The sequence below is a fragment of the Ruegeria sp. CDSB113 genome (genome assembly GCF_059611045.1).
Genome location: NZ_JBXWOU010000001.1, coordinates 739,291 through 751,433, shown reverse-complemented (window position 1 = coordinate 751,433; position 12,143 = coordinate 739,291). Strand labels below are relative to the sequence as shown.

Here is a 12,143-nt window from a genome sequence, read left to right as displayed (position 1 = left end):
GAAAATGGCTCCGGCGGTAGGGATCGAACCTACGACCAATTGATTAACAGTCAACTGCTCTACCGCTGAGCTACGCCGGAACGGTTCGCGCCGTATAGCAACCTGTTTCTACGGCGTCCAGTGGGGGGCAGAATTTTTTTCGTTAAAATGACATCAATCCGAATAGTACCAAATTTGGCGCCGTATGAGGGTCTTGATATCAGGGAATTTTGGCTCCGGCGGTAGGGATCGAACCTACGACCAATTGATTAACAGTCAACTGCTCTACCGCTGAGCTACGCCGGAACTGAGGGGCGTATAACAACCCGTTTTTTGCCCGTCCAGAGGGGAACTGCATCAAACGGAAAAAAAGTTCTGCGTGTTCATGCTGACCTTGAAAACATGGCATCGACTGAAAGTGCGTCGGAAGTGTAAACTTGAGATTTACCATAAAGATCAACTAGATGTGCGAACACATTGCGTTCAGCCGCGGGCAAAAGCGTGGCTGGCGTGTCGGTATAGATGCGCTCAGCAAGTTGGCGGGCGTTTCCGGGCTGCTCCTCCAGCGCCGCCAGTATCTGCGCCTCGCGGGACAGCCGGTGAGTGATCAGCCAATCCAACCTTTCAGAAGGGTTGGTGATCTCCGCACCGTGACCCGCGTGAAACACGGCCCAATCCCGCGCACGCAACCTGTGGCACGCTCGCATAAAGTCTGTCAGGTCCCCATCCGGTGGAGAAACCAGCGAGCTGGCCCATCCCATGACATGATCGGCAGTAAAGCAAACATCACCCCAGCCCAAAGCGATATGATTGCCCAAGTGACCAGGCGTATGGATGACCTCAAGCTGCCAGTCATCGCCTTCGATCATCTCTCCATCTGCCACCTCGAAATCCGGGCGGAATGCGGTGTCGATTCCTTCGCCACCTCCGGCCAGACCCTGCCGCGCCAGTTGTGTCATCACTGCGCTGCGTCCGGCCTGCGGTCCGCCAAAGGCCAGAATTGGCGCGCCGGTGCGTGCTGCCAATGGTGCCGCAAGCGGCGAGTGGTCCAGATGGCTGTGCGTGACGATAATATGGCTGATCCGTTGCTCCGGCTGCACCGCATCCAGAATCGCTTCAAGATGAGCATCGCTCAAAGGACCGGGATCAATGACCGCCAAATCACGTTCTCCCAAAAGGTACGTGTTCGTACCGCGATAAGTCATCGGGGACGGATTCGGGGCCAGTATCCGCCGCAGCCCGGGTTGTAAGTCCACCGCCTGACCGGGGGGCGGGTTGAAATCGTCGGGCGCCTGCATTCTGAGCTCTTTCTCTCGGCGGATCAGCCCGTTAGGTTTAGCGCATGTTCAGTCGATGGCTCAAACAATATATGCCGCGCAGCCTGTATGCCCGGGCCGCACTAATTCTGGTTCTTCCAGTTGTCGTGCTGCTGTTGGTGGTGGGGATTGCCTTTTTGCAAAAGCATCTCGAGGACGTCACCGCGCAGATGACCAAGACCGCCACGCGCGAAGTGACGTTGGTGCTGGAAACCATGAAAAAGGCCGAGACCCAACAGCAGGCGCTGGCAGCGATACGCCTGGATTTGTCGGTGCTTGATATGAAAGCCCGTTTTGTTGACGGCGACGAAGACCCGATGACGGACAGGCGTCGGTGGTACGATTTTATCGCACCACAGGTCGAATCCCATTTGCGTGCGGGGCTGCCCGATCTGGCCGCCGTCGCTTTGCCTTCGGGTGATGAAGCTCGGTTGTACCTTGAAACCGATCTGGGGCTGCTTCAGCTGACGATAGATCGCCGCCGCCTGTCGCCCACGGCGCCGCATCAGTTGATTGTGACCATGATGTTCTTTGCCGTTGTGATGACGACGATCTCATTCCTCTATATGCGCAATCAGCTGCGGCCTATTACCCGCCTTTCTGACGCTGCGCAGGCCTTTGGTCGGGGCAGGGTAGTGCCATATACGCCGGGGGGCGCAATAGAAGTGCGCGCTGCTGGCAGTGCGTTTCTGGAAATGAGGGCTAGAATCGAGCGACAGATGGAACAGCGTACTATGATGCTGTCGGGCGTAAGCCACGACCTAAGAACACCGCTGACGCGCCTGAAGCTGGGACTTTCCATGTTGCCCGAGGATGAGGCGGCACCGCTGAAACAGGACGTGGACGAAATGCAATTGCTGCTGGATGCGTTCCTTGATTTCTCACGTGGTGTCGCCGAGGGGCCAGCCGAGGCAATCGAACCAGCAGTGTTGTTGCGTCAGATCGTCGAAGACGCGCGACGGGCAGGTCATCAGGCCGAATTGGTCTCAGTCGAAGGTGACGGCACGGCGATGCTGCGCCCTATGGCCATTCGCCGCGCGGTCGAAAATTTGATTGGCAATGCGGTGCGATACGGCAACCGGGCCGAGGTCAGCCTGTCCCTGACGCCCAAAACCACGCGCATCCGGGTCGAAGATGACGGACCAGGCATTCCGGTAGAGCAGCGCACTGAGGCTGTAAAACCGTTCTCGCGTCTTGATCCCGCACGCAACCAGAATCAGGGCAGTGGCGTTGGTCTTGGGTTGGCGATTGTCGCGGATATTGCCCGCGCACATGGCGGTGTTCTGCGGCTTGGTAAAAGTGAAAGGCTGGGCGGTCTTTGCGCAGATATCATTGTTGGGCGATGATTTTGGTAGGACCGGAATTCATGATTTGTGTCGCAGCCACAAGCGGCGCGCAAGATTTTCTTTGGTCTAAAGCACCGATCACCCCGTACAACCTTTAGAATGGGAGGAAGTCATGACCAATAGTTTCGACGTTAAATCATCGTGGGTATCGGTAATGGATGAAACGAAAAACCCACTAAAAAAATACTCTCTATCCACAGCACACATGCTGATGCAGATGTTGGCATGGATGTGGAGCGCAATCTTCTCGCTGATGGTTGGTAGCTATTTTGTTTTCGGTGTAACCGCATTGGGCCATTTGCTGCTGATCGGCGGGTTGTTTGTCACTTTGGCAGTTTTTCAAAAGGCTGAAGCGACAGATCCTGAAGCGTAAAGTTACCTCCTCATATTAGACCGAACGGCTTTACCCGGGGTTTTTTGGTCCAATTCTTGACCCGCTCCGTATCGCCTTCACTACCCCAACTGCCTCCCGCGTTGTTTGTAACGGTTTCCCACCGAACAACGCGGTTTTTTTGGAGCGGGAACGAGTGGCTACCCTGGTGCCCAATGGGGTGTAACTCCCCCATTAGACTTAAGGCGCATTTCTATCGTAACGTTACAGAACGTCTTTTGCGGCAAAGGTTTAGGTATGGACAACACTGTATTGTATTTCTTGGTTGGTATATTTGTCGTCGGGCTCGTGACGCTTGGATATTACTCAAAAAGCAGTGGCGCATTGATCTCGATTGTCATCGTAGTTGGTGTTTTGGGTGCGATGGTCGGATACTTTGGTGGATACTTCGGAGAACCTCCAAAGTAAGCTTGGGCTTCATTTGGCGGTTCTGCTGTTGCGCTTTGTCTTTGAAAGCTCTTTACAAACAAAAAACGGCACAAAAAAAACCAGCTTCGCGGTCCGAGTGAGCGGAGGGGTCGCGAAGCCGGTTAATTTCCTCCTACTGGGTGCTGGTCGGAGGCTGGGATGCACATGTATGGGACGTGCAAGATCATAAAAACATGAATTTACAAGTTTCACTAAATGGAAATGGGATAGCCAAAAACCCATTCGAATAGGTGATGTATCCAAATGTATAGTATGCGGATGTGTCAGTTCTCTTGAATGTACCAAATGGCACTTCCGCTTGAGCGGGGACTCCGAACTCTAGGGGTTTGAATAAGGCTCAGAGTTACTGGGCAATCCTGCAGATTTAGAAGAATGCATCTTATGTTTGAGCAGGACAGTAGAAACACCATGCATTGCTGGTCTGGCAAGCATCTGTAACTGATAACAATGAACAAGTAGACGGTGGTAGGCCCGGCAGGACTTGAACCCGCAACCAAAGCGTTATGAGCGCTCTGCTCTAACCAATTGAGCTACAGGCCCGCCTGAGCGCTTTGAGTACCATGGTGAACAGCCGCGTCAAGCCTGACCGTTGCAACAAGTCGCACAATCGAATAACCCGCGCGGGAACCATTCATAAGGGGCTGGCCATGACCACGGGCAAGAACGGAATCACCTATGCCGATGCAGGCGTTGATATTGATGCGGGGAATGCCCTTGTCGACCGGATCAAGCCGGCCGCAAAACGCACCAACCGCTCGGGCGTGATGAGCGGGCTGGGCGGATTTGGCGCTCTGTTCGATCTGAAGGCCGCTGGGTACCAGGACCCGATTCTGGTTGGGGCGACCGACGGAGTGGGCACCAAGCTGCGCATTGCCATTGATACCGGTGTTGTCGACGGCGTGGGCATCGACCTAGTCGCCATGTGCGTCAACGACCTGATCTGTCAGGGTGCTGAGCCGCTGTTTTTCCTGGATTACTTTGCGACCGGTAAACTGGATACCGACACAGCCGCACGGATTATCGAAGGCATTGCTGAAGGCTGTGTTCAATCTGGATGCGCTTTGATCGGCGGTGAAACCGCGGAAATGCCAGGCATGTACCCGGATGGCGATTTCGATCTGGCCGGGTTCTCGGTCGGTGCGATGGAGCGCGATGCGCATCTGCCGGCCGGCGTTCAGGACGGCGACGTGCTTTTGGGGCTGGCGTCGAACGGTGTGCATTCCAACGGCTACTCGCTGGTTCGGAAACTTGTCGAAATTTCGGGCCTTGACTGGGATGCAGCATCCCCGTTCAGCGACGGTTCTCTGGGTGAGGCGCTGCTGACCCCAACGCGTCTGTATGTGAAACCTGCGTTGCAGGCGATCCGGGCAGGGGGCGTTCATGCACTGGCTCATATCACTGGCGGTGGCCTGACCGAAAACCTGCCGCGCGTGTTGCCCGAGGGGCTGGGCGCCGAGATTGACCTGAATGCTTGGGACCTGCCGCCTGTATTCCGCTGGATGGCCGAAACCGGTGGGATCGTCGAGGCCGAGATGCTGAAAACCTTCAACTGCGGCATTGGCATGATCGTCGCGTGTGAAGCGGATCGCGCAGATGATCTGGCGGCGTTGCTGGCCGACGCGGGCGAAACGGTTGCGCGGATCGGCACTGTGACCGGGACAGTGGGCATGGCCTATTCGGGCACCCTGTTGTGAGCCATAAGCGCGTCGCAATTCTGATCTCTGGTGGGGGGTCGAACATGGTGTCGCTGGTCGACAGCATGACCGGCGATCACCCTGCGCGGCCCAGCCTGGTTCTGTCCAATGATGCGAGCGCGGGTGGGCTGACAAAGGCGGCAGAGCGTGGCATTCCAACCGCGTCGGTGGATCACAGACCGTTCAAGGGTGACCGCGCCGCGTTTGAGGCCGAGTTGCTGAAACCGCTGGAAGAGGCGCAACCCGATATCGTTTGCCTTGCAGGGTTCATGCGCGTTCTGACCGGTGATTTCGTTTCGCGCTTTCAGGGGCGGATGCTGAATATCCACCCTTCGCTTCTGCCGAAATACAAGGGTCTCAATACCCACGCGCGCGCTATTGAAGCCGGGGATGCCGAACATGGATGTTCGGTCCACGAAGTCACCGCAGCTTTGGATGACGGACCGATCCTTGGGCAGGCGCGAGTGGATATTGAACCGGGTGATACGTCCGAGGCATTGGCCGCCCGGGTGCTGGTGTGGGAACACAAACTCTACCCCGCAGTGTTGCGCCGTTACGCCAGTGGGGATCGGACTCCGGTGTTGCTGCCCTGAACGTCTCAGGGTGATTTACACGCGCGTCAAATTCATCCTATGGTCCGCAATACGGCTGGGTACGGAATGAAACAGACAATCAGCCGCACAGAACAAGAGCAAGAACAGTACCGCGCATGAAAACCCTGACGACGACGCAAGAGCTGGCCGATTTCTGCAAGGCCGCGGCGGATTATGACTATGTCACCGTAGATACCGAGTTTCTGCGCGAACGGACTTACTATTCAAAACTCTGTTTGGTGCAGCTTGCGGTTCCATCTGATGATGAAGGCAGCGCCGTTCTGGTGGACCCATTGGCTGATGGCCTGTCTCTGGACCCGCTTTATGACCTGTTTCGCGATGAAAACGTGGTCAAAGTGTTCCACGCCGCGCGACAGGATCTTGAGATTTTCTGGGTCGAGGCGTCCGTATTCCCGCAACCTCTGTTCGACACCCAGGTCGCCGCGATGGTCTGTGGCTTTGGTGAGCAGGTGGGATACGAGACTTTGGTGCGCAAGATCTGCAAGGAAGGCGTCGACAAAACCTCACGTTTTACCGATTGGTCACGTCGGCCACTGACAGATGCGCAAAAGACCTACGCCTTGGCAGATGTTACGCATTTACGCCAGATCTACGAATATCTGGCGGCCCAGTTGAACAAGTCGCAGCGTAGTCATTGGGTATCCGAAGAGTTGCGCACCCTGACGCAGCCCGGAACCTACGATATCCGTCCCCAAGATGCATGGAAGCGGGTGAAAACCCGGACGAATTCGGCCAAGTTCCTGGCTGTCGTGCGCGAGCTAGCGCAGTTTCGCGAAGCTTATGCGCAGGAAAACAATGTTCCACGCAGCCGTGTGTTCAAAGATGACGCGCTTATCGAGCTTGCCTCGACCAAGCCGAAAACGCCATCGGATCTTGGCGGTTCGCGCTTGCTGCTGCGTGAGGCGCGCAAAGGCGCGATTGCCGATGGTATTCTGGCGTCGGTGAAACGGGGGGTAAACTGCCCTGCCGATCAATTGCCGCAGGTCGATAACAGCCGTGACAAGCTAAAGATCAACCCGGCGCTTGCCGATCTGCTGCGCGTGTTGCTCAAGTCCAAAACCGAAAGCTCGGGCGTGGCGGCTAAGCTGATCGCAACCAGTTCTGAACTGGACCAGTTGGCTGCGGGCGAGCGCAAGCTGCCTTCGATGTCAGGCTGGCGTTTTGAGGTGTTTGGCGAAGATGCCCTGAAACTGTGTGACGGCAAGATCGCTCTGGCCGCCAAGGGGCAATCCGTACAAGTCGTGTCGCTTTAGCGGCGTTTAGCGCCGCCTGGATTCCAATGTATTCTGTTCGCCGCGAACGCGAACCAGACGGATGTTTCTCAGATCGTCTCGGCCAACCGTTGTGGCATCATTGACCTCACGCGATCTTTCGGAGCCCAGATTGGTCGCGTAGCTTGGGTAGCTGACTTCGAACGTGTATTCCAGAATGCCGTTCTTTTCGTTCTCTTCGCTTTCCACGCGGACAAGGCGCGCATTATAGGCGCCCTGTCTTGAGGCCGTACCTTTGACATAGATGATTGCCCCGGTAGACGTGGGGTCGATGCGTAGCTCATCTACCTTGGTTATGGCAAAGCCGATCACTTCCTTTTCAGGTCGCGAAAACAGACCCGGGCCGTCACGCCCTTGGGGCACCAGAGCATCAGCTTCGTTTACGGATACTTCAGTAGGGGCGGGCGTACTGGACCCGAACCAATTGGTCGGGTTCACGCGCGACTCGCTCCAGCCGCTGCAGGCGGCCAGTGCCAGAGTGCTGACCAATAGAAGAGGTGTTGATTTTTTCATGGTCCCAAAGCCCAGAGAAGTATTTTCAGCAATGGGTTATCGTAAATTCCAAAGATTGAAAACCCACACCGGGGCTGGACAGGTGCCCAACAGAGGCATAGGTCACAAATGTGATCGCAACAAAAAGGACCGCTGCGAAATGGCAACGCCCGCCTTTGAGGAAATCGTCGAGGATTTTGAGTTTCTGGATGACTGGGAAGACCGGTATCGCCACGTCATCGATCAGGGCAAGGCTATGGAGCCGCTGGAGGATGCGCTAAAAGTTCCAGCCACCAAGGTGCATGGCTGCGCCAGTCAGGTGTGGTTACATCCCGTGATCGACGGCGGCGTTTTTCGGTTCGACGGCGACAGCGACGCGCTGATCGTGCGGGGGCTGATCGCGGTGTTGCGGTCTTTGTACAATGGCCTGCCTGTTGGCGAAGTCCCAAAGGTCGACTCGGGCGGCGAGTTGGCGCGCCTTGGGCTGAACGATCACCTGTCCGCACAACGCTCTAACGGTTTGCGGTCGATGATCGAGCGTATCCGCGAAGTCGCACAGGAAAACGCCTGACGATTAGGCCGTCGGCTTGCGGGCGGCCCACTCGGTCAGGGTGGTTTCCAGATCCCCATAGCCGGTGAAGCGGCGTTCGAACGTCAAACCCATCCGTTCGGCGCATTCCTGTGCGCGGGCAGTCAGGTCAGGGTCGTCTGTCTGGGCTTGATAGACAAGCTTGGTATAGTTCCCGAAATACATGTCCCGCAGCTGGGGGTGGCGGTCCAGACCCAGCGGTTTCCACACAAAGGCATCGAACTGGCGGGCCAGAAAATCCGTCAGGTAGAAGGCTGTTGTTTCATCATCGCCATGGTCTTCAAAGACTTGATTTCCTTCAAAAAAGGAATAGCAATGCGGGCCTTTGATCATCTCGATGCCCATCTCTTTGCAGGCCTTCTGCAATAGGCCGCCGGTGCCACAATCGGCATAGACGACGAAGATCTGGTCAAAGTTACCGCGGTGCTTGGCAACAGCTTCTTCCACAGCCTGCGTAATCCGTTCGGGGTGGACGTGCAGGATGGCGGGCAAGCAAGTCAGGGTCATATGAGCCCAGCCGTTGCGCTTTTTCAGATGCAGGATTTCGCGCGCCAGTGCACCGCATGCCAACAGCAGTATGCCGCCTTGCCGAGTGTCTTCGGTATAGCCTTTTGTCGTCAGGCTTGCGTCATCCGGTGTGTTGTTCTGCTGCATCGTCAATTCCCTGAAGGATTGCAGCATCAAAGAATGAATGCCGGATCAAGGCAAGCCCGCTTCCGACATCCCGTGTCAGGCCACCGACGCACGCGTTTCAAAAGATTGAAGCGACGGGCGGGCAGGGGGACCATAAGCGGTGATCCCGTGGCTGGCCAGGTTGGGAAACAGCGACAGAATCTCTTGCCGTGTTTCACGCTCAAAACTGTTCCACGCCTGGATTCCGGGGTGAAAGCTCTCGCTCAGGCAACCTTCGCCCCAGATCAGTTCATGCTGATCGAACATCAGGTGATAATAGGTCACAAGACCGCCGGGCTTCATTACGATATCGCGGCCATTCACCAAGTGCTTGGCAGGCGCCAGCGCCTCGGCGTGGCCCGTATGCAGCTCGACCCGCCAGTCGCTGATCAGCATCCTGTGCTGTTGTGAGACCAAGAGATCGCGATCATTGCCAAGCGCACCCGCCTTGATCAACACAGGCGTAAACACCCCCGAGGCGCGCGCGGTTTGCGACCCGACCCAGCGCAGCGTTTGCAACCCATGATCCAGCGTTGGAATCCTGTCGCCCACGCGCAGGTTCTCGACCTTGACCAGACCGCGATCTGTCTTGATCAAAGTGCCGGTCGTGAAACATCTGGCGATGTCCCATTCTTGTCGATTCGAGTTTAGTCCCGACGCATCATCGGTTCTGACACTGTTCAAAGTAATAGATCTAATGCCTTGGTCTTCTAGTGCGGCCTGATCCGTATTGTTTGAAAATTCAGGCACCAGAAAGGTGTTGCCGAATACATCTTGGGCAATAACAGCGGTTATGTTGGCTGTGGTGCCGTCGACATATGTGATCGTGGCATTATATTCGACGGCCGCGTCAAATTCAGTTTGTTGACCGTCGATTGTGAAATCATCGAGGTCGACAGTCCCATCATTTTGGTAGGTTTGGCCCGGATTTCCGACAGGGCTCCATACAACCGCATTGTTTAGAAGGGGATCGCCGGGTCCGCCAAAAGTTTGCCCGACAAGGGCGTCTGCGTTTTCTGCTGTATTGTTGCCCTCAGTGGGGTCAATGATACTAAGTTGGCCAAGAAAAATAGCATTAAACGTCGTAGGCATAACACACCCAATATGTACTCGTTAACAACACGTGCGTTACAACAGATTCGCACAATCACAATTGACAGGTAATAAAACCTGTACTGCTTATCAAGCAGTTGAAGACAAAAAAGCCGCCCCGGAAAGGGCGGCCTTGATCATTTCCGTGTTACCTGGATCAACTGGCCAGTTGGTTGTGCTTGCGGGACACAAAGTCTTTGGCAGTTTCCACCGCTACCGCCGCGTCACGGCAATAGGCATCTGCGCCGATGGCCTTGCCGAATTCCTCGTTCAGAGGGGCGCCGCCAACCAGTACGATGTAATCTTCACGCCGTCCCTGTTCGATCAGCGTGTCGATGACCACTTTCATGTAGGGCATCGTAGTGGTCAACAGGGCCGACATGCCGAGAATGTCTGGCTGTTCGGAATCCAGGGCTTCCAAGTAGTTTTCGACCGGGTTGTTGATGCCGATATCCACGACCTCAAAACCGGCCCCTTCCATCATCATCGACACCAGGTTTTTGCCGATATCATGGATGTCGCCTTTGACGGTCCCGATCACCATCTTGCCGACACGCGGTGCGCCGGTTTCGGCGAGAAGCGGCTTGAGGATCGTCATCCCACCCTTCATCGCGTTGGCGGCCAGCAAAACCTCGGGCACGAACAGGATGCCGTCGCGGAAATCGTGACCCACGATGGTCATGCCACCGACCAATGCTTTGGTCAGGATGTCATATGGTGTCCATCCGCGTTCAAGCAGGATGTTCACAGCTTCCTCGATCTCTTCTTTCAGGCCGTCATAAAGATCGTCGAACATCTGTTCGACAAGTTCGTCGTCGTTGAGTTCGGACAGGACGATGTCTTCTTCATCGGACATGGGGCATTTCCCTGTGCTGGGCGGGCCATCGGCCCGTGGTGGCATTTTTTCCGTTTTGGCCATTTCGTCGCAGTTAGACTGTTACGATTGCGACCTTGGCGGTTCCGGGACCGACCTATACGTCAAATTGTTTGCGATCACGATGGAATTATCTGCAACAACATCCTGCAATCTGTTCACAAACGGGGAAAAACCAGGCGCCCAGGATCGGAGGCGAATAGGGCGGTTCGCGCAGTTTTCCTTGTCGCATGGCGATTCAGGGTTTATTGATTCTTAGGTGAGAACGTAACGGGAACAAATATGCCTGCACTCAACATAAAGGCCCGCGGCGTGGCCAGTAATGACTCAGGCAGATTCGAACGCTTTTCGACCGAGACCTGCGACGATGGCTGGGAGATGGAAGAAGAGCTTCCCCAGCTCAGAACCGAGGTCCGGGAAGAGGTTGCGCGCAGTGTGGTCACCTACAACCGATCGCCCGATCTGCCGTTCGACCGCTCAATCAACCCGTATCGGGGATGCGAGCATGGGTGCGTGTACTGTTTTGCCCGCCCGACACATGCATATCTGGGGTTGTCACCGGGATTGGATTTTGAAACCCGGTTGATTGCGCGGCCTAACGCGGCCGAGGTTCTGAGGAAAGAACTGTCCTCGGCCCGGTACAAAGTGGCGACCATTGCGATGGGGACAAACACCGACCCGTATCAGCCGGTTGAGAAACACCACCAAATCACACGGGCTTGCCTGCAGGTCTTGCAAGAGTTCCAGCACCCGGTCGCAATCGTGACCAAAGGTGCGATGGTCGAGCGGGACTTGGATATTCTTGCCCCTATGGCGCAGGTTGGGCTGGTTCGGGTCGGCATTTCGTTGACAACTTTGGACCCAGGCTTGTCTCGACGGATGGAACCACGCGCGCCATCCCCTGTGCGACGGTTGGCAACGATCCGACGGCTGACCGATGCAGGCGTGCCAGTGCGCGTCATGACATCCCCCTTGATACCGGGTCTGACGGATCATGAATTGGAAACCATGCTGGAAGCCGGGCAAGACGCGGGCGCCGATTCCGCAACCTGGATCATGCTGCGCCTTCCGCGCGAAGTTTCTGAGCTGTGGCAATCCTGGTTGCAGCAGCATGAGCCGGCGCGGGCCGAAAAAGTCATGTCCAAACTGCGCGAAATGCACGGTGGTCGTGACTATGACCCGCGCTGGGGGCACCGCATGCGAGGTGAGGGAGAGTATGCCGGGCTGGTGGCCAAGCGGTTCAAGCTCGCGGCCAAACGTTTGGGGCTGGCCACTAAAACACCGCCGCTCCGATGTGATCTGTTTTCAAGGCCCGCGCAGGCCGGGGATCAACTGACGTTATTCTAAAACAAAAAACGCCCCGGACAGGGGTCCGAGGCGTTTC

At 56.1% G+C, this 12,143-nt stretch carries 13 protein-coding genes and 3 tRNA genes; 8 read left to right on the top strand and 8 right to left on the bottom strand.

Annotated features, from left to right (window positions below; genetic code table 11):
- Nucleotides 1-5 precede the first annotated feature (5 nt).
- From AC2FIS_RS03785 to AC2FIS_RS03775, 3 genes are all read right to left on the bottom strand, one after another.
- Nucleotides 6-80: transfer RNA gene (locus AC2FIS_RS03785), tRNA-Asn, on the bottom strand.
- 130 nt (nt 81-210) lie between these two features.
- Nucleotides 211-285: transfer RNA gene (locus tag AC2FIS_RS03780), tRNA-Asn, on the bottom strand.
- A 77-nt stretch (nt 286-362) separates the two neighbouring features.
- Entirely contained in the window at nt 363-1,277 is a 915-nt protein-coding gene (locus tag AC2FIS_RS03775; RefSeq protein WP_496772007.1) for an MBL fold metallo-hydrolase, read from the bottom strand.
- A 44-nt stretch (nt 1,278-1,321) separates the two neighbouring features.
- On the opposite strand from AC2FIS_RS03775, the gene AC2FIS_RS03770 reads away from it, so the two are divergent.
- The 3 genes from AC2FIS_RS03770 (at nt 1,322) to AC2FIS_RS03760 (ending at nt 3,440) form a co-directional block, all read left to right on the top strand.
- On the top strand, nt 1,322-2,641 hold the full coding sequence (locus AC2FIS_RS03770; RefSeq protein WP_496772006.1) for an ATP-binding protein: 1,320 nt from the start codon (nt 1,322-1,324) through the stop codon (nt 2,639-2,641).
- Nucleotides 2,642-2,753: 112 nt separating this feature from the next.
- Entirely contained in the window at nt 2,754-3,014 is a 261-nt protein-coding gene (locus AC2FIS_RS03765; RefSeq protein WP_058271760.1) for a hypothetical protein, read from the top strand.
- Nucleotides 3,015-3,269: 255 nt separating this feature from the next.
- On the top strand, nt 3,270-3,440 hold the full coding sequence (locus AC2FIS_RS03760) for a hypothetical protein (RefSeq protein ID WP_158507028.1): 171 nt from the start codon (nt 3,270-3,272) through the stop codon (nt 3,438-3,440).
- 484 nt (nt 3,441-3,924) lie between these two features.
- On the opposite strand, the gene AC2FIS_RS03755 is transcribed toward AC2FIS_RS03760, so the two are convergent.
- Nucleotides 3,925-4,001 (bottom strand) — tRNA-Ile (locus AC2FIS_RS03755).
- A 107-nt stretch (nt 4,002-4,108) separates the two neighbouring features.
- Here AC2FIS_RS03755 and purM point away from each other — a divergent pair.
- From purM to rnd, 3 genes are all read left to right on the top strand, one after another.
- Nucleotides 4,109-5,155 (top strand): phosphoribosylformylglycinamidine cyclo-ligase, encoded by a 1,047-nt coding sequence (purM, locus tag AC2FIS_RS03750; RefSeq protein ID WP_496772109.1) that lies wholly within the window; start codon nt 4,109-4,111, stop codon nt 5,153-5,155.
- Complete coding sequence (gene purN, locus AC2FIS_RS03745; protein ID WP_496772005.1) at nt 5,152-5,748, top strand: phosphoribosylglycinamide formyltransferase; 597 nt, start codon at nt 5,152-5,154, stop codon at nt 5,746-5,748. The genes purM and purN overlap by 4 nt, the downstream gene beginning before the upstream one ends.
- Nucleotides 5,749-5,864: 116 nt before the next feature.
- Complete coding sequence (rnd, locus tag AC2FIS_RS03740; protein WP_496772004.1) at nt 5,865-7,022, top strand: ribonuclease D; 1,158 nt, start codon at nt 5,865-5,867, stop codon at nt 7,020-7,022.
- Between the two features lie 6 nt (nt 7,023-7,028).
- Here the strand turns inward: rnd and AC2FIS_RS03735 are convergent, their stop codons facing one another.
- Entirely contained in the window at nt 7,029-7,553 is a 525-nt protein-coding gene (locus AC2FIS_RS03735; RefSeq protein WP_496772003.1) for a hypothetical protein, read from the bottom strand.
- A gap of 139 nt (nt 7,554-7,692) precedes the next feature.
- Between AC2FIS_RS03735 and AC2FIS_RS03730 the strand changes: the two genes are divergently transcribed.
- Nucleotides 7,693-8,103: a SufE family protein gene (locus AC2FIS_RS03730; RefSeq protein ID WP_496772002.1), complete on the top strand. Its 411-nt coding sequence runs from the start codon at nt 7,693-7,695 to the stop codon at nt 8,101-8,103.
- A 3-nt stretch (nt 8,104-8,106) separates the two neighbouring features.
- Here the strand turns inward: AC2FIS_RS03730 and AC2FIS_RS03725 are convergent, their stop codons facing one another.
- From AC2FIS_RS03725 to AC2FIS_RS03715, 3 genes are all read right to left on the bottom strand, one after another.
- Nucleotides 8,107-8,775, bottom strand: coding sequence for a DUF1638 domain-containing protein (locus AC2FIS_RS03725; protein WP_496772001.1), 669 nt, complete (start codon nt 8,773-8,775; stop codon nt 8,107-8,109).
- 75 nt (nt 8,776-8,850) lie between these two features.
- Nucleotides 8,851-9,885: a Hint domain-containing protein gene (locus AC2FIS_RS03720; protein ID WP_496772000.1), complete on the bottom strand. Its 1,035-nt coding sequence runs from the start codon at nt 9,883-9,885 to the stop codon at nt 8,851-8,853.
- Between the two features lie 157 nt (nt 9,886-10,042).
- Nucleotides 10,043-10,741 carry a corrinoid protein gene (locus tag AC2FIS_RS03715; protein WP_496771999.1) on the bottom strand — a complete coding sequence of 233 codons (699 nt, stop codon included), beginning with the start codon at nt 10,739-10,741 and terminating at the stop codon, nt 10,043-10,045.
- Between the two features lie 300 nt (nt 10,742-11,041).
- Between AC2FIS_RS03715 and AC2FIS_RS03710 the strand changes: the two genes are divergently transcribed.
- Entirely contained in the window at nt 11,042-12,106 is a 1,065-nt protein-coding gene (locus tag AC2FIS_RS03710) for a PA0069 family radical SAM protein (protein WP_496771998.1), read from the top strand.
- Nucleotides 12,107-12,143: the final 37 nt, after the last annotated feature.